The 20,041-nt window shown below is 61.8% G+C and carries 21 protein-coding genes; 5 read left to right on the top strand and 16 right to left on the bottom strand.

The genetic code is table 11. The features are described from left to right. Entirely contained in the window at positions 1 to 630 is a 630-nt protein-coding gene (locus tag BM374_RS30165) for a transglutaminase-like cysteine peptidase (protein WP_092301039.1), read from the bottom strand. Between the two features lie 192 nt (positions 631 to 822). Between BM374_RS30165 and BM374_RS30160 the strand changes: the two genes are divergently transcribed. Next, positions 823 to 1,560 carry a metallophosphoesterase family protein gene (locus tag BM374_RS30160; RefSeq protein WP_092301036.1) on the top strand — a complete coding sequence of 246 codons (738 nt, stop codon included), beginning with the start codon at positions 823 to 825 and terminating at the stop codon, positions 1,558 to 1,560. Positions 1,561 to 1,737: 177 nt separating this feature from the next. After that, entirely contained in the window at positions 1,738 to 2,283 is a 546-nt protein-coding gene (locus BM374_RS30155) for a hypothetical protein (RefSeq protein ID WP_244552747.1), read from the top strand. Positions 2,284 to 2,316: 33 nt separating this feature from the next. Here BM374_RS30155 and BM374_RS30150 read toward each other — a convergent pair whose 3' ends face one another. Together BM374_RS30150 and BM374_RS38105 are read right to left on the bottom strand one after the other, a co-directional pair. Continuing rightward, entirely contained in the window at positions 2,317 to 2,742 is a 426-nt protein-coding gene (locus BM374_RS30150) for a hypothetical protein (RefSeq protein ID WP_244552746.1), read from the bottom strand. A 169-nt stretch (positions 2,743 to 2,911) separates the two neighbouring features. Next, positions 2,912 to 3,151: a hypothetical protein gene (locus tag BM374_RS38105; RefSeq protein ID WP_143270277.1), complete on the bottom strand. Its 240-nt coding sequence runs from the start codon at positions 3,149 to 3,151 to the stop codon at positions 2,912 to 2,914. 502 nt (positions 3,152 to 3,653) lie between these two features. Here BM374_RS38105 and BM374_RS30140 point away from each other — a divergent pair. After that, positions 3,654 to 4,712, top strand: a complete 1,059-nt coding sequence (locus BM374_RS30140; protein WP_092301031.1) for a hypothetical protein — start codon at positions 3,654 to 3,656, stop codon at positions 4,710 to 4,712. A gap of 40 nt (positions 4,713 to 4,752) precedes the next feature. On the opposite strand, the gene BM374_RS30135 is transcribed toward BM374_RS30140, so the two are convergent. The 4 genes from BM374_RS30135 to BM374_RS30115 all read right to left on the bottom strand — a co-directional run bounded on the left by BM374_RS30135 (position 4,753) and on the right by BM374_RS30115 (position 7,933). After that, a complete protein-coding gene (locus BM374_RS30135) occupies positions 4,753 to 5,094 on the bottom strand; it encodes a hypothetical protein (protein WP_244552745.1) in 342 nt (113 codons plus the stop codon). 28 nt (positions 5,095 to 5,122) lie between these two features. Beyond that, positions 5,123 to 5,539: a hypothetical protein gene (locus tag BM374_RS30130; protein ID WP_092301174.1), complete on the bottom strand. Its 417-nt coding sequence runs from the start codon at positions 5,537 to 5,539 to the stop codon at positions 5,123 to 5,125. Between the two features lie 51 nt (positions 5,540 to 5,590). Next, positions 5,591 to 5,872 (bottom strand): hypothetical protein, encoded by a 282-nt coding sequence (locus BM374_RS30125; RefSeq protein WP_092301028.1) that lies wholly within the window; start codon positions 5,870 to 5,872, stop codon positions 5,591 to 5,593. A 1,419-nt stretch (positions 5,873 to 7,291) separates the two neighbouring features. Beyond that, positions 7,292 to 7,933 (bottom strand): NUDIX hydrolase, encoded by a 642-nt coding sequence (locus BM374_RS30115; protein WP_092301022.1) that lies wholly within the window; start codon positions 7,931 to 7,933, stop codon positions 7,292 to 7,294. Between the two features lie 391 nt (positions 7,934 to 8,324). On the opposite strand from BM374_RS30115, the gene BM374_RS30110 reads away from it, so the two are divergent. Then, positions 8,325 to 9,917 (top strand): EAL domain-containing protein, encoded by a 1,593-nt coding sequence (locus BM374_RS30110; protein WP_092301019.1) that lies wholly within the window; start codon positions 8,325 to 8,327, stop codon positions 9,915 to 9,917. Positions 9,918 to 10,094: 177 nt separating this feature from the next. Continuing rightward, complete coding sequence (locus tag BM374_RS30105) at positions 10,095 to 10,460, top strand: VanZ family protein (RefSeq protein ID WP_092301016.1); 366 nt, start codon at positions 10,095 to 10,097, stop codon at positions 10,458 to 10,460. Positions 10,461 to 10,510: 50 nt separating this feature from the next. On the opposite strand, the gene BM374_RS30100 is transcribed toward BM374_RS30105, so the two are convergent. The 9 genes from BM374_RS30100 to BM374_RS30060 all read right to left on the bottom strand — a co-directional run bounded on the left by BM374_RS30100 (position 10,511) and on the right by BM374_RS30060 (position 20,006). Continuing rightward, a complete protein-coding gene (locus BM374_RS30100; RefSeq protein ID WP_092301013.1) occupies positions 10,511 to 10,957 on the bottom strand; it encodes a CHRD domain-containing protein in 447 nt (148 codons plus the stop codon). Positions 10,958 to 11,249: 292 nt separating this feature from the next. Then, positions 11,250 to 11,396: a hypothetical protein gene (locus BM374_RS39575; RefSeq protein ID WP_244552744.1), complete on the bottom strand. Its 147-nt coding sequence runs from the start codon at positions 11,394 to 11,396 to the stop codon at positions 11,250 to 11,252. A 106-nt stretch (positions 11,397 to 11,502) separates the two neighbouring features. Next, entirely contained in the window at positions 11,503 to 11,949 is a 447-nt protein-coding gene (locus BM374_RS30090; RefSeq protein WP_092301010.1) for a hypothetical protein, read from the bottom strand. Between the two features lie 150 nt (positions 11,950 to 12,099). Further along, complete coding sequence (locus tag BM374_RS30085) at positions 12,100 to 13,818, bottom strand: methyl-accepting chemotaxis protein (protein ID WP_092301007.1); 1,719 nt, start codon at positions 13,816 to 13,818, stop codon at positions 12,100 to 12,102. A 5-nt stretch (positions 13,819 to 13,823) separates the two neighbouring features. Continuing rightward, positions 13,824 to 14,912: a protein-glutamate methylesterase/protein-glutamine glutaminase gene (locus BM374_RS30080; protein ID WP_092301004.1), complete on the bottom strand. Its 1,089-nt coding sequence runs from the start codon at positions 14,910 to 14,912 to the stop codon at positions 13,824 to 13,826. 17 nt (positions 14,913 to 14,929) lie between these two features. Beyond that, positions 14,930 to 15,784 (bottom strand): CheR family methyltransferase, encoded by an 855-nt coding sequence (locus BM374_RS30075; RefSeq protein WP_092301001.1) that lies wholly within the window; start codon positions 15,782 to 15,784, stop codon positions 14,930 to 14,932. Positions 15,785 to 15,921: 137 nt separating this feature from the next. Further along, positions 15,922 to 17,721 (bottom strand): methyl-accepting chemotaxis protein, encoded by a 1,800-nt coding sequence (locus BM374_RS30070; RefSeq protein ID WP_092300997.1) that lies wholly within the window; start codon positions 17,719 to 17,721, stop codon positions 15,922 to 15,924. A 67-nt stretch (positions 17,722 to 17,788) separates the two neighbouring features. Next, positions 17,789 to 18,271 carry a chemotaxis protein CheW gene (locus BM374_RS30065; RefSeq protein ID WP_092300993.1) on the bottom strand — a complete coding sequence of 161 codons (483 nt, stop codon included), beginning with the start codon at positions 18,269 to 18,271 and terminating at the stop codon, positions 17,789 to 17,791. A gap of 34 nt (positions 18,272 to 18,305) precedes the next feature. After that, positions 18,306 to 20,006, bottom strand: coding sequence for a methyl-accepting chemotaxis protein (locus BM374_RS30060; RefSeq protein WP_092300990.1), 1,701 nt, complete (start codon positions 20,004 to 20,006; stop codon positions 18,306 to 18,308). Between the last annotated feature and the right edge of the window lie 35 nt (positions 20,007 to 20,041).

The following is a 20,041-nucleotide window of genomic DNA, read 5'->3' as shown; positions in this document are numbered from 1 at the left end:
TCACGCGTCGCGATCGCCGCTCAGTGACGCCCAATAGTACGGGTTCTTGGGCGTCTGGATCCGGACCCAGCGATAGGATTTCTTCGACCACGGCAGGATATGCGTGGTGAGGTTGTCCAGCACGAGATCACCTGAAGTCGTGCGCACCACCACGACGAGATGGTGTTCACCCCAGGGCACGATGACCTCGCTCAACAGCACCGAGCGCGCCGGGAAGCCCTTGGCAATCAGATCGTGGCGTTTTGTCACAGCATAATCGTTGCAGTCGCCGCTGGTGGGATGGAGCAACCACTTCTCCCCGCGCAACCCTTCCAAATTGGCCTCGGGGCGGATCGAGGCGTTGACGTCGCGGTTGACCTCTTGAAGCTGCGCCAGACGCTCGGGCGTCAGCTTCAGGCGACCGCCCCGGAACGCGACACGCTGCGTGGTCGGCTTACACTCGTCCTTGTACTTGAGGCAAAAGATCGTAAACGCCATCGGTGCCAGCGTCGGCTGGTCGAACTTGATGTGCTGGATCGCGCCCCGCAGCGCCGACGGGGCGCCAACAAAGGCCGCCTTCGCGCTGTGCTGCACCCCTGCAGTCACCGCAACAGCGGCCACGGCCGCCAGGAATTTTGCAACTTTGCGCATGTCGCGCTCCCCCGTTCTTGTTGGGGAGACGCTACGCGAGACCTCTTGAAATACGGCTCAAAGGCCGCGCGATCCTTTAATCAAAATGCGAGCGCATCGGTGGGAAACAATTAAGAATACCGATCTGTGACGTGTTCTGCTAAGAGCGCATACGATGACGCTCGTGACGGCAGATGCGATTCGACCGACCTGATGGGCCTTTCCAGACGCTTTACCAAGAAGATCAAGCCTCGGCTGCCCGATGGCGTGCGCATCTATGCGATCGGCGACGTACATGGACGTGCCGATCTGCTTCAGTCGCTGTTAACCGTCATCGACGCCGACCTTGCCCGATCCACCCCCGGGCGAGCGATTCAGGTCTTTCTGGGCGACTATGTCGATCGCGGCCCAGACTCGCGCGCCGTCCTTGATCTGTTGATCGAGCGCTCGAAATCACACGAGACGGTTTGTCTCAAAGGCAACCACGAGGTCTTTCTGCTCGAGGTCCTGAAGGATCCCGCACGTCTGCAGGAGTGGCGCCACTACGGCGGACTTCTGACGCTGGTGTCCTACGGCATCACGCCAACGATGAACCCCACGGCGGAACAGCAGACCGAGTTGATCGAAGCATTGAACCGCGCGATCCCGCCCGAGCACATCGCCTTCCTTCAACAGTTGCGCTCGTCCTTCACCTGCGGCGACTTCTTCTTTGTCCACGCCGGCGTCAAGCCCGGCGTCGCCCTCGACCGGCAAAAAGACGAGGACCTGCTTTGGATCCGCGAGGAATTTCTCGAATCCGAGCGGCGCTTCGGCAAATATGTCGTGCACGGCCATACACCGGTCAGCGCCCCCGACATCCGGCCGAACCGCATCAATATCGACACCGGCGCCTATGCCACCGGCAACTTGACGCTGCTGACCATCCAAGGCGATAGTCTGCTCGCAATTTAAGGGTGGTTGCCGCACTGCTGGTTCAGCCTCGCGGCATCGCATGGTTTTTCGGATTCGATTGTGAACCGCATCGTCCTGCTTCGTATGATCGGAATCTGCACCTCGCTTGTCCTGGCCCTTTATGCAGGCTTGGCCTTCTTCAGCGATCTCGTACGGCCAGAGTTTCGAGCGGGGGATTTGTCCTCAGCTGTGATTCCGGCCGACAACGCCAATTTGACAACCGCCGGGCTCGCAACCCCCTTCTCCTTCGACGGCGACCTGCTTGCGAACTTTGCCTCCGCGAAAGCTGCCAACGTTCTCCATCATCCGGCATCCGATGCGGCCAAACGAACCGAAGAGAACAAGGCGGCTCAGGATGCCGTCATATCAGCGCTGAAGCTCTCACCGATCCGTCCCGCATTGTGGCTCACGCTCAGTACGCTCGAGGCGCAAATGGGGGAGCCGACCACGCCTGCGTTGAAGATGTCCTATCTGACCGGGGCAGTGCCTGTTGACGTTGCGTTTTCGCGCATCCAAACGGTGACATCGAGCGCGGCTGCCGCCGACGATGAGATCAGGCTGCTGGCTCAGTCCGATATCCGCTCGGCGCTCGCCAACCGCGCTCGCTACGCTCCGCTTTTGATCGCTGCTTATGTGCAGGCAACCCCACAGGGCAAATCGTTCCTTTTGGAGTCCGCGCAAATGATCGATCCCAAGTTCAAGGAGATCTTGCTCCGGTACTGACCACCGAAGCGCGCGTTGATCCGCTCGCCGCCCTCAGCGTCCCGGCTTCGGCGCAACGGGCACGAAGTCCTGCTCACGACGCGGCTGGTCGGTGCGACCCTGATAGATGAACATGCCCTTTTTCGTGGTGACGATGTCGCCACGCTGCAGACTTTCGTCATTGAGAATACGTTCGGTCGCGACGAGATCGGGATCTTCCGGGACAGGCTTGTAGAGTTCTGGATGCTCGCGACGCTCTCGCGAGACTTCCCTGGCGCGCTGCCTGGCGTCCTCGATCCGCTGCCGCCATTGATCGCGCGTGAGCTCCGCCTCGCTGGATGGAAGGTAATCGTTGATGGAAGGTTCCGGCTCGTCTTGCGCCAGGCAAGACATCGGATCAACAAGACAAGCTCCGAGACCGCCTGATGTCCCGACGAGGACACCAAGCAGCGCGCTGCGGAGCGCTCCAATATTTAACAACAGATGACGCCGAGGGGGATGCACCGTGGTGTCTCCTGGAACTGATCACAAAATCAAAAATCGAAAAACAACCCCATGCACAGTAGCGGCAACACTCCGGGTCGAGAGGATACCGCTTTTCCGAAATAGATTGACCCGTCGGGCAAAACAGGTGCAGTATGGCATCGTCCTAATACCGAGCTGAGCCGCTGCCCCGTGTTCTATTCCCGTAGTAGGGGTGGGCGCGTCCGCCTCTGGTGATCGGCGGCTGAATCTGGCTCGGGATATTCGGCGTCGCCGTGGTGGGCGATGGCTGCGACGGATTGACAATAATGACGTTGCGATTGGGCGTCGACGGGTCATTGACACCCTGGGCCCAGGCGGCGGCGGGCACGACGAGCGCGATCGCGATCAAAGCCAAACGTTGCATGCGATATCTCCCGATCAGCAACGTCAGGGAGGCGATTACGGTTCCTTCACGGTTCCGCGGGGGCTTACTGCCGTGGCACGGCGACGAGCTTGCCATCCCTCCAAACGCCCTGCGCTGCTGTTCCGCTAGGCAAAGTGCCCGGCGCCAAATTCCGGATCGCAGTGGGCCGAGATGCCTCGGTTGTCTGGGTCTTCTTTGGGGTGGGGGTCGTGATGATGCTGGTGCTGGTCAGATTGGCCTTATCCTTGACCCCCTGCGCATGGGAAGGCTGCATCAGGAGGGCCAGAAACGTGAGTGCCAATAAATTGCCGCGCATGATCAAACACCCGAATGAGAAGCTCGCCGGAATGTCACAGGTTTTTGCCCAAAAGCAAGCGCCTTAGGCGTGGTCCGACAAAGGCTCTCGCAAGCTTGACTATGAGGGGGACCGCCTCGGAGAGGCCGGGTCTGACGCGGAAAAGCCTAGCGAAACAGCCTTATCCGGGTTACTTGATCGGCCGTAATGAGCGACCCCGGCGACACTGCGGCCAACGCCCCGAAGACGCGAGAGATCAAGGCCGGGTTTGTCCGCCTTCTGTCGGATCGAATCCGACAGACCGCCGCCGATCCCCAGCAGATGCGGGAGATCGTCTACGAGCTGGCCCGCGTCAAGCTGCTGGAGCAATTTACTCACGCCGAGGCGCGGGAATCACAGGATCTCCAGCAAATCCTCGAACGCGCAATCGAAGAGGTCGAGCGATCCTTCAAACTCAGCGGCGCAACAACGCGGCAAGAGGCCAAGCGAAGCGGAGGCTTCACATCTGTCGTTCGATTGGCCGTTCTGCTCTTGCTGATTGCGGCCGCAGGGATCGGAGTGGCCTCTTGGCCGAAGGTGAAGACACAGTTGGCCGCATTGTCGCAACTGGTGGGGCGACCGCCCGCGTCCCAGGATGTTCAGCCTCAGCAAGCGACGCCGCCGGCGCCACCCCAGAGCGAGACCGCGGAACGAACGCCGGATAGCCAAAAAGAATCGGCGCCGCCGGCACAACCCTCGATGCCGTTGCCAACCACGTTTGGGGTCTACGCCCTGAGCGAAGGCCGACTCCAGGAGCTCAAGTCAGTCCCTGGAAAAATCCCGGATCGACGCGTTGCGATATCAGCGGCGATCACCGCGCCGAGCGCAACCACGCTGCAGAGCGGGGACGTCAGGTTCATCGTATTCCGCGCGGATGGAGGGATGGATGCAAGTGTGACCGAGGTTCGGGTGGTTGCGAAAGTCTCACGAGCGATGGGTGTTGATGCCAACGGCAAGGCCGCCATGGTCAGCGCCGGCGATGCCTGGGTCATCCGCAGCATGTCCTACCCCTACAAGGTAGGACCCGTCGAGGATCAGCCAAGAATGCTGTTGCTGCAGCCCGAGCAGGACGGCTTCACGTTAGCTCCCGGCCGCTACGTCGTCGTGGTCAAGGGCATGGGCTACGACTTCACGGTGGCGGGCACCGTCACCGATCCCAATCAGTGCGTCGAGCGCATCAACGCGACGAACGGCGCGTTTTATTCCCCCTGCCCGCCACCTCGCTAGGCCAGGCGCGCCACGATGAGCGGCTTTCCGCGTATCCTGCCTATTTGGTAGACTTGCTGTCCTTGGGCGCATCGGCCGGCGCGTCGTCAACCTTGCCGTTGTTCGCGACACACTTGTTGAAATAGTCACGCCGCTCCTTCGCAGAGCCTTTGGCGCTGCCGGCGGCCGGATTGCCGACTTGCTTTGGAGGAAAAGCCTTCGCGGCCGCCGCGTCACAGGTGCGCGCCACTTCGGCGGTAATGGCCGACGCCGCCACGGGAGCAACCAGCGCGAACAGACACGCCAGTCCCAACAACCTGGGCATTTGTCTAACGGGCACCTGCTCGCTCCTTCGATTCATCAACGCGTGGCGGACCATATCAAAAGGGATCGAAACGCCCAACGACAAAACAGCCCTGAACAGATGAGCACTAGCTGTTGGGCTCTGGCGGCTTGAAATCGGGGAAGCGCGTCATCATTGCAGCCTTGACGAATTTCAGGTGCGAAATCGTGCTGGCGAGCTCTTTGAGCCTGCGCTGACCGTTGGAAATATCGGCGGCAAAGAGGTCCTGATGATGATTGTCCAGCGGCTCCCGCTCCAGATATTCGTCGGTGCCGTTACCAATGGTGACGGAAGCGCGGGCAAGGGCGTCATCGACACGCCGATTGAGGCCGGCCTGCTCCCTTTCCGCCTCCTGCAGGGCGGTATCGAGCGCTGTCATGATCGCCTCGATCCGGACGCGATCCGTCTCGGCGTCGCGCTCGGCCGAGCGGGCTTTGAAGCCCTTGTCCTCACGCCGGGAAGAGAGAAGGTTGTGCGCGCGCCCCCTCAGGAACAGCTGGAACATTTGGGCCATCCCACGTTCGGATTTAAAGCCGCTACCATCGGTCAAATACGGTTAATAAAGTTTGAAAGCTGTCGGCTGCTCGGCTCGACTTTGCGTGATCCAGGTCCGCCAAGCCCCCTCATGCTTGCGGTAAAGTTCGAGCCACCTCACCTCGTTTTCACCGGCGAGGCCTTGACCGATGTCACTGGTTGCCGGCGTCACGTCACCTTCGATCGACGACAGATCCAGCGCCTCAAATTCCGCCGTTTCGTCCGACGACAGCCCGATCAGAACGCGCCGCCCCTGCGCATCGACGAAATATCTGCGCGGCGCATGCCGCTTTTGCTCAATCATTGCGACGGGCCCTCACCAAGAATCCAGGGGCCGGAGAGTCCTTCGAGCCGTCGACTATAAATACTCACAAAAGCGATCAATGAGACTGCGCCAACAATCAGGCCCAGCAAGGCAACAAGATACGCCATCTACGATTCCTTACGCACGCCTCGCAATTCCAGACGTCTTCAATTCTCGCAATCGGCTTGTAAGCTCTAAACTCCTCTTCTGCCGCACTCAACGGGAGTGGTGAATTAACCTAACCGAGCGTGGTTTACGAGGGAGGGCTTCGGTCGGCGCCGATTGAAGCAGGAGTATAGGGCGCATAGAGCCGATACCGCGCCGATCTCCTGCGAGATCGCCATCCTCGCACGGCATAGCCACAGCCAAATCCGATCGCAAAGATCGACGACAAAAACAGAATTGCTATCATTGGAATGTTCCTTCGGTCTCGGAACGCTCCTCCCGCCGCATTTCATCGTGCAGACGTGACGACTTCAAGATCGGCATCGCTGAAACTTTTGTCAGATGACGCTGAAATTTGTGCAACAGGCCGCATCGAGATTACCCGCAACTGAGGGCGATGACGACCTGTTCAACCGGCGCGATGCCGGCCATCCGGAGATGCCCGCGGATCAACGAACCTAGCAACATTGAAAGCATGTCGATCACGGCATCCTCGACGTTCTCGCTGTGACTGCGCGACGAAGTCTCGGCCCGAGCCGCATTCGCGATTCGGCCCTCACCGCTTCGGGCCTGATCGTCTCGGCGGCTGCTCGAGCGCGGATGTGGCAAGGGCTGCACGCGGATGTTGGAGTGAAGTGACCGTCCCCGCGACAGCCCAAACCAACATGGCGATAGAACAGTCGCGGTTAGGAATGCTTGCACACGTGCAAACGATCCCGATCGAAGAAATTCCCGTGGTTGTACGGATCGCCAGGCGCCGATTTCATCGCGGTAAGGTTGAGTAGTTAGCTTAATTCTGGTTGTTTGTTGCGCGCTTCCCCTGATCGCATATGCATCTTCACACGGGCTCCCCCAAGCCCGGCCCCACCCAAGCAAAGCCGTCGAGCGAACATGGGTCCGCTTGGCGGTTTTGTCGTTAGGTCGATGCGAGAGGAATTTTTCGGTTATGGCGCGGAAGCCTTGGTCGTTCAAGGAAGACCGCCGGCTCATGGAGCTGGCCAAGTCTTCGACGTCACTGGAGGAAGCAGCGAAGCAACTCGGACGCTCGCCTGACGCGATCAAGCGCATGGCTTTGCGCCTTGGTCTGTCGTTGAAGCAAAAGACGCGTAGGAAAAGCTAGCCTTCGAAGCACGGCGCCCGGATGGCGTTGCGTCGTCGCCGTCTCGAGATCTGAGCCATTGCCAAACTTGCACAGCGGTGGTCGGCTTGGATGCGCAATGAGATCGGGCAGATCCGTGGCGCAGGTCCGACACGCTAAAAGGCCAAAAGCCCTCTTGCAGACGCCTGGGCCAGCACACCCAAATGAGTAAGCTCGCCGAACTCTCCCGATAGAACCAGCGGGCGAAGCTCGCTCTGCAGGACCGGGATGACCTGGACACCCGACTCTTCGACAAAACCAGCTGCACGATCGCCGGTTCTGACGAAGAACGAGTGCGTCGCATTGCTGATCCGACTTGAGCAGGTCGCCGATAGGCCGATGCGCTCGATACTGATGGTGGGATAGCCGGTCTCTTCCAGAAGTTCACGCGCGGCCGTCGCCTGCGGATCTTCGCCGCGGTCAACCATTCCCGCCGGCAATTCCAGCGAGAAGCGCTCGATCGCCGGACGATATTGGCGCACCAGGAGAATTCGCGAGTCGGGCGTGACGGCCAGGACGGCCACGTAGTCGGGTTGCGCAATCGCATAATAGGTTTCCGCGGCAGCCTCGCGCGAGAAACGCACCTCCCGAGCGATGACCTCCAACCATGGCGAGATCGTCGTACGTTCGGCCTTCAGAATTTTCGGTAGATCCCGGACCATCCGGCCTCCTTTGAAGACACAATTTGCAGTGGCATCGCGGTGCAGGCCTGGGCCCGACGGTAGATATTCGGATTCCAGCGCATCCGCCTGGAACATAGACGGCACTTCAGCGTTGACGCCAACTTGCTCGCGAGGTCCTGCCGTGCTGCATCTTGCCACTGCCGTGATACTGATATGGTTGGCTATCAATGTCGCCTTTGTGGTCTTGCGATTGCGGGCGCGGCGCCCCCCCCCCTGTTGGCGGCAAATTGAGCGGCACTGTCGCCCCCAGTTATCTGAAGCGATGATTTTTCACCGTCGCTCTGCGGCCGTAGGCGCCCTTAAGTGCATGAGGCCGCGGGGCTTTCTTCCTGGAACCAGAAGCGCCGATCAGTGCCGCGACTTCTTGGCGGACCCCATTCCTGAACTCCTCTGTTCGATTAAACCCTATCTTAGCGCGTCCTGACTAATATCCATCGGGAAGCCCCTCAATTTCCGCGCTGGCAGGATGAGATTACAGCGACCGACCTTTACGTTTGTGGCGCTTGTGCTTGCGAGCACGGTGGCGTTCGGGCTGGGTGGGCATTTCGCGGCAAAAGGCGTCATCAACCACCAGCAGGCCCATCAGCTCGATGAACTCACTGAGGTCGTGCTGCGGCGGGCCGAATTTGCGGTTGATTTTGCCGCTGCAAGCCTCGACCAACTCGCAAGGCGAGACCTGGCCAGCTGCGCGCCGGCGGCGTTGCAGGCTATCCGGCTCCTCGTCTACCAGAGCTCGACCATCAAGGACGTCCGTCTGGTCAATCCGGACGGCTCGGTGATCTGCTCAGCCTATTCCGAAACGCTCGAGTTCGACAAAGGATGGGTGGATCGCCGCGACATGCTCTCCTCGCGCGACAAGCAGCTGTCTCTGTTCCGTGTGGAGCAGTTCGGAGGCGACGCATTGGGCGTGCTGAGAGACATCAACGACAGCTCCGCCCTGGTCGCCATTGTCGGCATCAACGCAACCTTGTTCGACATCATGCCCGCCGAGCTGCGCGCGCACAGCGAGGTCGTCCTTGGCTTGAGCAATGGCGAGAAGCTCGGCGAATTCCAAGTGGATGCCGAAAGGTCTTTGCAAGAGCCGATCAGCTTCGACAAGAATTCGGCGCGCCTGCCACTTCATGCGACGATCCGGCTCGAAGGCGCAGTCCTCTCGAGCTGGAACAGCGAAGCCTACTGGCCCGCGCTCGCCCTAGCCCTTGGACTTGGCGCACTCTTCGGCTTCCTGCTGGCACGCAGCCGGAGGCTGGAAGGTCCGGTCGCAGATCTCGATCGGGGACTGGCCGCCCGCGAATTCAAACCATACTACCAACCGATCTTCGAGCTTACGACGGACGAGATCAGAGGCTGCGAGATTCTGGCCCGCTGGTTACGCCAGGACGGATCGGTGATACCGCCGATGAATTTCATTCCGCTCGCCGAATCCAGCGGACGCATCCAGGCGATGACCTGGCAGATATTGGAATCGGCACTCTCCGACCTGAAGCCACTGCTGAAGGCCAACAAGAATTTCAAGCTGTCATTGAATATCGTACCAAACCATCTCCTGAGCACAGGCTTCGTGGAGCGGCTTCGCCGCACGGTCCTGGCGGCAAAAGTATCTGCTCGCCAGATCGTCGTCGAAATCACCGAGCGCGACGAGCTCGACGATCTCGCGCGCGCCGCGGCCGTCGTGTCCGAACTGCGCGACCATGGCTTCCGCGTCGCGATCGACGACGTCGGCGTCGGCCATAGCGGTCTGTCGCGGCTGAAGGGATTGGGTGCCAACACGATCAAGATCGACAAGTTCTTTGTCGACACCATCACGGTGGATGCGTCCACGACGATGATCGTGGAAATGCTGGTGGCGCTCGCAAGGGACCTCCAGATGACCGTGGTCGCGGAAGGCATCGAGACGGAGGATCAACGCCGGGCGCTGATTGCATCCGGCGTGCAAGAGGGCCAAGGTTACCTCGTAGCGGCGCCACTGCCGTTTATGAAGTTCAGCGAACTGTTCGAGAAGCGTCGCGTTGCGCAGTCGGGCGAGGCTGTGGGCAACGATTCGGCGTTGGTGGCCTAAGCCTTCCGTGCGAACAGGGCGGCACGGCAAACGTCCGTGTTTCCTCCAGCCTTTGTAGACCGAGGCGCTTCGGCTTGAGACGATCGGTGGCGCCGCCCCCTGGATTGGCGCGAAGGGAGCTTAACGATATTTTCGTCTTTCGGAGCGGAGCATCTGTGAACCAGCTATGCTGGTATCATGCGTCGAAATCATTTCCTTGCAGCCGCAGGCATCTGCCTTGCGCTCATCGTCTACGCCACCCTGGCAAGGTTGGCGGGGCGACCCGCGCTGATGGGACATCACGAGGCCTACTGGGTCGTCGTGATCGAGCGCTTCAGTGCCTATGGGCTGCTCGGCTTTCTCCTTAGCTTCCTGTTGCCTGGACGGTTCGCTCTGGCTTGCTTTCTGGTTTTCGCCGTCGCTGGCGTGCTGGAGATCATGCAGGCATTCACGCCCGACCGGGATCCAGGCATTTTCGACGTGCTGCAAAAAGCGGCGGGCGGTACTGTGGGCGTCATACTTGCCCAGACGATCCTGGCCTTCTTGCCCCGGCCGCCATCATAAAGCGCACCGGCGGTTCAGGCGAGATGAGCACCGCCGCAAGGGATTGATCCCTACTTCACCATCTGCCCACGCAGCTCCCCACCGGGGTTCAGGCTGGTGTGGATGTTCGCGTACCACTTTCCGGCCAGTAGATCCGCCGCCTGATTTTCGGTGAGTGTTGCAGTGCCCTGGATCGGGCTCACGACTGTCTTGAAGGGCAGCGCGATGCCGGCGTTTTTGCCGGTTTCGCTGGGCCCGTGGAAGTGTGCCCCCATCGCGGGGCCCGACAGGCCGGCAAAAGTGATCGTGTAGGTCAGGGTTCTTGTTTCCGTATCATAGCTCGCTTCTGCCTTGCCCGAGCCGGATGAATTGTTCGGTGGCACTTCGTTGCTGCCCTTGAGGTCGGCTTGCAGCTTCACCACCTCGGCGCTTGCTGGAGCGGCCTTCGCGATCAGCAGCCCAAACAATGCGGCCGTCCCCAATAGCGTCGCGTAGATCCGATAGCCGCTTTTCCTCATGGCCCCTCCTACGGGCGCTTTGGCCCAGTTTGCGAGAACACCGGCCGCAGCCGGAAACTCCGGATGGGGATTTATGCCTGATTCGGAACAACCAACACGCGAATCTCAGGCCCAACGCCACAAAAGTCGGTCACACCAGAGCGCTGCGCAGCAGCTTATGCGACCCCGCGCCTGCCACAAGTCTCATTTGGCGTGAGAAGTTCCGCCATCTGGCGGTGCGTGGCCTGGAGCGCCTCGATCGCACGGTCGAGGTCAAAATCCGACTCGCGAATAGAGGCAAAGAACTTGGCCGTCAACGCCAGGTCAGTTTGACCCGCGTCGCACCATCCCGGCTCTTGCGGCGGTCGAGCGACAGATGGATGGCCCGCAATCTGGCCTCACTGCCGGTGCACTCACAAAGCGTCGCGAGTTCGTCATAGGTCATCCAGATCTGAGGCATTTGATTTCCATCATCTTGTTTGGCCGCAGACTAGGTTTCGATGCTTAAAAGCCTTTGTTGGCGAGGCGCGCTTTTGCGTTTTCGCTGCGATAGCGTCAACGCAAGACTAAGATGCGGGCGGCCTGGAGGGTGCGAATAGATGATGCGGCTGCGACCGGCCGTCGAGGCCCCGCGGCAGCTTGGCGGCGTTGAGCTGCACGATCGCGCACTTCGCGTCGGCTGGTCGCGCATCTTCCTGGCTGTAGATCAGAGTGGCCTCGAACTTGATATCCGGCGCCTCTTTGGCCCTCCCCGAGCATGTCGCCATGGCTCCGCTACATGCCCCTGACAGATCGACCTCGACCGCATCGGGGCCAAACACGCTCGGCGGGCCATCGGTGTGCCGTCTCACGGTCAGAACGGCCGTGAAGCGCTGCTGATCAACCTCATAAGAGCCGCCATAGGTGAAGAAGCTGTCGCTGCCCGAGATCCGCCCATCGACCAACTCCACAAGGCCCGTGCCCTGAGCGCGCGGCGTCCTGAACCAGACCGCGTATTTGCCGTCTCTCAGCATGAAGAATGTCCGCCGCAAATTTCAAACCTATTTGCGACCAACTCTGGGGGCGCGACAATGACCGATGCGCCGCGCATTTCGCAACGGTTAACGCCCTGCAAAGCCAACCCGTCAAATTGCCAGCGCTGAACGGACCGCTTCGGCGGCGAACTAAAACAGTTCTATGCCGTCATCTGCCGGCTCTATCGGCTCGGCCCGGCGTGCGGCAGCGCTCGACGCAAGCCCGAGGGACTGCAGAAACTCCCGGTGAACGTCGCGCTCGCGCTCCATCGTGTAGCGCGCGAAGAGATCGTCGAGCAGCGCCTCGTCCTGCGGCTGCGGTCGATGCGCGCCTGCGCTTGCGGCCTCGAGCCGCGCAGCGACGGCGGGCAACGTCGCAGAACTCTCACCGAGCGAACTCATCAAGCCTTGCGCCGAATTCAGCAGGCCTTCGAATTCGGCGCCTTCATCGACGAGCCGGCTCATCAGCTTGCCGAGCCGTTCATTGCCGGCCTCGACCTCGCGCAGCGCCTTAAGGATCTGCGGCTCGAGATTGGCGAGCCGGGTGGGATCGCCCTGGACGCGGAGCTCCTTCAATTCGTTGGCGGACCGCTCGATGCCATCGAGGACGGGCCGCAATCGTCCGGCGCCGGCCGAAACTTGGTCGGCAGTCGCCTTGAGCTCGTTGGCGATGACGACGAAGGCGCTGCCGCGGCTGCCGAGATGGCTCGCCTTGAGGCCCGCGTTCATTCCGATCAGCGTGATATCGACCGTGGCTTCGGCCAAGCCCGCAATGGCTTGCCGGAATTTCGCCAGCGTATCCTCGACGACGGCCAGTGCCTCGTCGACCGATCGGCCGGCGCTCTCGCAGGTGGCGATCAGGGTCGAGGCCTGGGCCAGCGTCTGTTTGATACGGGTCAGGAACGACGAGGAGCCGTTCTCGCCGCCAAACAGGGAGCGACCGTGACCGACGACCTTGCCCGCGTCATCGAGGATATCCGACAGCGTCCGGATGATCTGGCCGATGTCGCCGCCGAACTCTCGCTGGGCGTCCCTGAGCTGGGCCGCCTGCAGCCGGACGATCGCATGCACGCCGTCTTCGCTTGCGAGCGGCGCCGGAACGAGGCTCGGCTCCAAGCCGGACGAATGGCGCAGGCCATGGCAGACATGTTCCAGGCGTTGCCGCGTGCTGTCGCCGGCCTGCAAGGAAATGATCGCGCCGCCGACCGCCTCGGCAATCTTCCGCGTGCTGCCGCTGGCGAGATCGGCGAGATGGCTGCTTTTCCTGCGCTGGTCGCGCAAGCCGGAATAGGCCGCACCGAGTTCGGCGCTCTCTGCGACGAGCTGGTCGCCGTAGCGGCTCTCGAACTCCTTCTGCCGGCCGGATGCGGTGGCGACCGCTTCCGACAGACGCTGCTGATCCCGCGCACAGCCCTCGATCGAGCCTTGCACGGCCTTACCGAGATCGTAGGCCTCCTGCGTGAAGGCGAGAAAACCCTCACGATCGCCTTCCAGCGACGCCGCCTCGATCCGCGCGCTGCGCGCGATGATGGTGATCATCTGGATATGCTTGAACAGCGGCTTCAGCAGCGCAGACGCCTCGGTCGTGTTCTTGCCGATCATCGCCAGGAGCGCACTCTCGGCCGGCAGCGCCCGCGCCAGCTCGCTCAGCCGCGCCGCGATTTCCTGCAGCGCGGTTGCGGCTCCCTCGATCTCGGCGCCGGAGAGTTCCCCGGAAAGAGTGGCAAGACCCTGATTGAGCTCCTTGAAGATGACATGGCCGCGACCGAGCTCGTTGCCGACGCGCGCAAACACGTCCTCGATGCGCGACGAAACGTTCTCGACCGCGGCGATCGCATCAGTCAACACGCTGGTGGGAGTGGCAGCCATCCGGATCAGCCCGCAGCCACGTGCCCGGCTTGGTACCAGTGCATGATCTCGCGCGGAATCTGGTGCAGCGCGACCACCTTCTCGACCCCACCATGTGCGATGGCTTCCTTGGGCATGCCGAACACCACGCAGCTCTCCTCGTCTTGCGCCCGGGTCGATGCGCCGAGCTTGCGCATCTCCAGCATGCCGCGTGCGCCGTCATCGCCCATGCCCGTCATGATGACCCCGAGCGCGTTGGCGCCGGCATGCTGGGCCGCGGAGCGAAACAGCACGTCGACCGAAGGACGATGCCGCGACACCGGCGGGCCATCCTTGATCGCGACCTGATAGCGCAGACCGATGCGCTGGACCAGCATGTGGCGGGCACCCGGCGCGATGTACGCGCAGCCCGGCAACACCGGCTCGCGATCCTCCGCCTCCTTGACGCGGATCTGGCAAATGCTGTCCAGACGCCTGGCGAAGGCAGAGGTGAAACCCGGCGGCATGTGCTGGACGATCAGAATGGGTGGACAGTTCGCCGGCAGCATTTCGAGAACGTCGTTGAGCGCTTCCGTGCCCCCGGTCGACGCCCCGATGCACACGATACGCTCGGTCGTCGGCCGAACCTTGCCTTGCACCGGCGGCGGGATGATGGCGTCGGCCGTCAGCTTTTTCTCGATCATTCGTCGTTCCGAGCGCGGCCGCACCCGTGCGCGTGCCGCCGACTTCACGGATTCGCGCAGCCGCGTCGAGCACTCGAGCAACGCCTGCCTCGTGTCGATCTTCGGCTTCGGCACGATATCGACGGCGCCGGCCTCGAATGCCTCGAACATGACGTTCGAGCCTTCCTCGGTCAGCGAGGAGCAGATGATCACGGGAATCGGACGCTGCGCCATGATCTTGCGCAGGAACGTCATGCCGTCCATGCGCGGCATCTCGAGATCGAGAATCATGACATCGGGGATTTCGTCCTGGAGACGCCGCGCCGCCACGAACGGATCGGAGGCCGTCGCCATCACCTCGATCTCAGGATCCTCATTGAGTATTGTCTGGAGAATTTGGCGGACCGACGCCGAATCGTCCACGATCAGCACGCGAACCTTTTCCCTGGGCATATCGAGCGTGCCCCCAATCAGACCTGGAAAATGGTTGGCTGAACTTGCTTCAAGCCAGGAACCGAGCTGTGAACCATCGACTCTGAATGCCCGACCAGCAGATACCCTCCCGGCCGCAGATGGCTGCAAAGCTGTTCGACGACCTTTCGCTGCGTCGGCTTGTCGAAATAGATCAGCACGTTGCGGCAGAAAATCATGTCGACATCCCGGTCGACGGGATAGGACGAATCCATCAGGTTCATCCGCATGAAATGCGTCATGCGCCGCAGTTCCGGCACGATCCGCACCTCGTCGCGCGACTTGTCGCGCGAAGACAGGAAGTACCGCTTCACGAACGGCTCAGGCACCGGCGCGAGCACGTCGCGGCTGTAGATCGCGGTCCTGGCGAGACGCAGCACCGCAGTCGAGATATCGGTTCCGAGGATGCGGTACCGAAACCGCGATCCGGTCCGCGTCATGTCGTCGAGCACCATCGCGGTGGTGTAGGCTTCCATTCCGGTGGAGCTCGCCGAACTCCAGAATTTCAGGTTCGCATTGCCGCTGCCGTGCAGCTTGAGCAATCTCGGGATGGCAATCTCCCGCATGAAGGAGAAATGCTGCGGCTCGCGGAAGAAGTCGGTCTTGTTCGTCGTCACCACATCGATCAGATGGGTAAGTTCCGTTTCAAAATGGTCCACCTCGAACAGGTTGTCGACATATTCGTTCAGGTCCGCGAAATTCAGCGCGCGCACGCGTTTGTGCAGGCGCCCCTCCAGCATCAGCCGCTTGCCCTGCGGCAGCTTGATGCCAACCTGGCCCTCGATCAATTCGGCAATGGTCCGGAAATGCCGGTCCGACAGATGTACGGCCATGTCCTGCACGGCGGGCATCATGTCCGCCTGCCCTGACCCCGAGGGCCCGCTTGGAGTGAATGTCGGGCCAAACGGGCCATCTTGAATCCTACGCGTCCACGCAACAGAAGACAGTCAGGTCCGCCTCTGAACGGGGGCGGACCCATTCCCGGAAAATTTCAGCGCTGAAAATCGGCGTCCCGATCATCCTCGCCGTCGTTCATATCGAAAGCAAAGCCACCGCCGCCCGCGACCTTCATTGCGCGCGCCGGCTTGGCCTGGGGCTTCCGGGCAGGACGCTCGGCCGCGGCCATGGTCGCAGCCTTGGCGCGGAGCTGATTGACGGCACGATCGATCGGCGCCGGGTTCTTGCCGGCCTGCTCAATGCGGAAATAGGCGATCGTCGACTGCAGCTGCTCGGCCTGCGAGGCAAGCTCTTCCGAGGTCGAGGAAACCTGCTCGGAGGCGCTGGCATTCTGCTGGCCGACCTTGTCGAGCTGCTGGATCGCCTGGTTGATCTGCGCCGAGCCGACATCCTGCTCGCGGCAGGCCGCGGTGATCTCCTCGACCAGTTCCGCTGTCTTCTTGATATCGGGAACGAGCTTGGACAGCATGGAGCCTGCCTCCTGCGCGACCTTGACTGTTTCGCCCGAGAGAGTGCCGATCTCGGCAGCGGCGGCCTGGCTGCGCTCGGCCAGCTTACGGACCTCCGACGCCACCACGGCAAAACCCTTGCCGTGTTCGCCGGCACGTGCTGCCTCGACCGCCGCGTTGAGCGCGAGCAGATCGGTCTGGCGCGCGATCTCCTGGACGATCGTGATCTTCTCGGCGATCGTCTGCATCGCATTGACCGCACGTCCCACCGCGGCACCGCTGGCTTCGGCGTCCTTGGCCGACTGCGCGGCAATCTTCTCGGTCTGGTTGGCGTTATCGGCATTCTGCTTCACGTTGGAAGCCATCTCCTCCATCGAGGACGACGCTTCCTCGGCCGATGAAGCCTGCTCGGTCGCACCTTGCGAAAGCTGTTCGGCGCTGGCGGAGAGCTCCTGGCTGCCGGCCGAGACGTTCTGCGCCGCGATGAGAGCTTCCGACACGATTTGCCGCAGTTTCTCGACCATACGCTGGAGCGCGAGACCGAGCGTGTCCTTGTCGGATAGCGGCTTGGCCTCTACGGTGAGGTTGCCCTGCGCGATCTCATTGGCGACGGCGGCTGTAGCGTTCAGGTTCTTGGTCATCGCATTCAGCGACTTGATGAGATCGCCGATTTCGTCGTTGCTGGACTCGTCGATCTTCTTGCTGAGGTCGCCGATGGCAACTGCATCCGCCAGGCCGACGGCGCGGCTGAGCGAGCGGCTGATGTTGAGCGCAATCCAGACAGCTGCCAGGACGGCGATCACCAGCGACGCGAGCACCAGGCTGATCAAAATGATCTCGGCGCGGCTGCCCTCCACCCTCGCCTCCGCGCTCTCCTCGGCCATCGTCCTCTTGACGTAGTTGATGTAGTCGTTCGCGGCATTGAGCGCGGATGTGGTGGCCTTCAGGCCTTCATTCATCGAATGGTCGGTCGCTCTCGCCTTGTCCTGCTTGGTCAGCTTGAGAGTCTGGTCTTGGACGGTGTTTGCATTGGCGTAAGCCGCCGAAAACACGTCGAGCATCTTCTTGCCGGCCTCGCTTGCGCCGACATAGGCCTCGTCCTTGATCTTCTGCACGTGCTCGCGCTGCTCGACGATCTGGCTCGCAAACTTGTCCTGCTCGGCGTCGGTTGGCGCCAGGATGGCGTTCTTCTCCGCTCGAACTTGGAGCAACACGCTCGCCTGCATGTCCCCGACCTTCGCCAGACGAGCCGCCCGTGCCGACAGGTGTTCGGTGGTCGCCACGGTGTCGTTGAGCTTCAGGTAAGCGACGCCACCCGCAATCATCGAGAGCAGGATGACGACGCCAAATGTACTGGCAAGTTTAGCTTTGACGGTAAATCTCATGATCAGCCCCGGTCTTCCGATTTAACGATTGATCTGCTTACGCATGACGCTGCACTGACTGTCCAATTCAGGCGGCGCGCGATGCATCATCGCCGCGCCCTTCCGGCATCTCGTCGTGAGCCATCAACTTGGCCAGATCAAAGATGACGACGAACTTCTCGCCCTTGCGACCGATGCCGGCGGCATAGTCGGACTGCCATTGACCGCCCACGTCGGGCACAGGTTCGATCGCCTGCTCGTCGATATCGGTGACCTCGAACACGCAGTCGGCGACGAAGCCGACGCCGACGAGGCGGTCCTTCATCGGCACGTCGAGAATGATGATGCGGGTCGCCTCGGTCGCTGCCACATTCGGTAGGCCGAGCTTGGTTCTGAGGTCGACGATCGGATAGCCCGAGCCCCGCACGTCGATCATCCCGAGCAGGAAGCTCGGCGCATGCGGAAGCCGCGAGATCGGCCGCATGTCGAGAATTTCCCGCACGTTGCGGATGCTGATGCCGAACGTCTCGCCGGCGAGTCCGAGCGTCAGATATTGCGAGGTTGCGGCCATTGCTAGGTCCGGGGTCAAATGGGTTAAGCGGTGCTCAGCGTTGAAACTCGGCGTCGCGCTCGTCTTCGCCGCCGTCCATGTCGAAGGCAAAGCCACCTCCGCCGCCGGCGGCCTTGATCGCGCGCGCCGGCTTACGCGCGGGCACGGGCTTTTTCGCGCCACGCTCCGCCGCCTGCATCTGTCCTGCCTTGTTGCGCAGCTGGGTGACTGCCCGGTCGATCGGCGCGGACGCAGCGCTCTCGCCACGGCCGGCTTGCTCGATCCGGAAGAACGAGATCGTCGACTGAAGTTGCTCGGCCTGAGAGGCGAGCTCTTCCGAGGTCGATGACACCTGCTCGGACGCGCTGGCGTTCTGCTGGCCGACCTTGTCGAGCTGCTGGATCGCTTGGTTGATCTGGGCCGATCCGACGTCCTGCTCGCGACAGGCCGCCGTGATCTCCTGGACCAGTTCGGCTGTCTTCTTGATGTCAGGCACCAGCTTCGACAGCATGCTACCGGCGTCCTGCGCGACCTTCACGGTCTCGCTCGACAGTGTGCCGATGTCGGCGGCCGCGGCCTGGCTGCGTTCGGCCAGCTTGCGCACCTCGGAGGCGACCACCGCAAAGCCTTTGCCGTGCTCGCCGGCGCGGGCGGCCTCGACTGCGGCGTTCAGCGCGAGCAGATCGGTCTGACGCGCGATTTCCTGCACGATGGTGATCTTCTCGGCGATGGTCTGCATCGCCTGGACGGCACGGCCGACGGCGATGCCGCTGGCTTCCGCATCCTTGGCCGACTGCGCCGCGATCTTCTCGGTCTGGTTGGCGTTGTCTGCGTTCTGCTTCACGTTCGAGGCCATTTCCTCCATCGACGAGGACGCCTCTTCGGCGGACGAGGCCTGCTCGGTGGCGCCCTGCGACAACTGTTCGGCGCTTGCCGATAGCTCCTGGCTGCCGGCCGAGACGTTCTGGGCGGCGGTGAGCGCCTCGGCGACGATCTGCCGGAGCTTCCCGACCATAGCGTTCAGCGACTTGACGAGATCGCCGACCTCGTCATTGCTGATGACATTGATCGTTTGATTGAGATCGCCGCCCGCGACTGCACCAGCGAGACCGACGGCACGTCCGAGCGCCCGGCTGATCGAGATCGAGATCCACAGCGCCGCGGCGACCGCAACCGCAAGCGAGATTCCGATCAGCGTCATCAACATGAGCTGGGCCTGGTGGCCTTCTTCCTTCGACTGGACGGCCTGTTCCGCCATCTGCTTCTTGGTGTTCGCGACATAGGCACCGACAGCATCGAGGGCGTCGGCAACCACCTTGCGGCCTTCGCCGACGGAGCGTTCGGTTGCCTTGACCTTGTCCGTTTTCGCCAGGCGGATGGTCTCCTCCTGGTAGGCATTCATCTTGCCGAGCGCGACGGCGAAGACATCCAGCAGCTTCTTGCCCTGTTCGCTTGCGAGGGCGTAGACCTCATCCTTGCTCCTCAGCGTCTGCTCACGACGATTGGCGGCGTCCGCATTGTACTGCTCGTATTCGTTCTCCTGAACCAGGATGGAATTCTTTTCGGCCCGCAGCTGAAACAGGATGAGCTTCTCGATCTCGGCCGCCTTCTCCATTCGCTTGGCGCGCAAGACCATGCTGTCGGCGGTCGTCATCATATCGCCGAGCTTCATGTAGGCGACCCCGCCGGCGACCATGGACAGCACGATGATCAGACCGAACGCGCTGGCCAGCTTTGCCTTGACCGTGAATCTCATCTTCAGCCCCTGCCCCTAAGCCCCTCGCGGAGCTT

Source organism: Bradyrhizobium sp. Ghvi (assembly GCF_900115265.1).
Taxonomy (GTDB): Bacteria; Pseudomonadota; Alphaproteobacteria; order Rhizobiales; family Xanthobacteraceae; genus Bradyrhizobium.
This window is presented reverse-complemented; position numbering and strand designations above follow the sequence as displayed.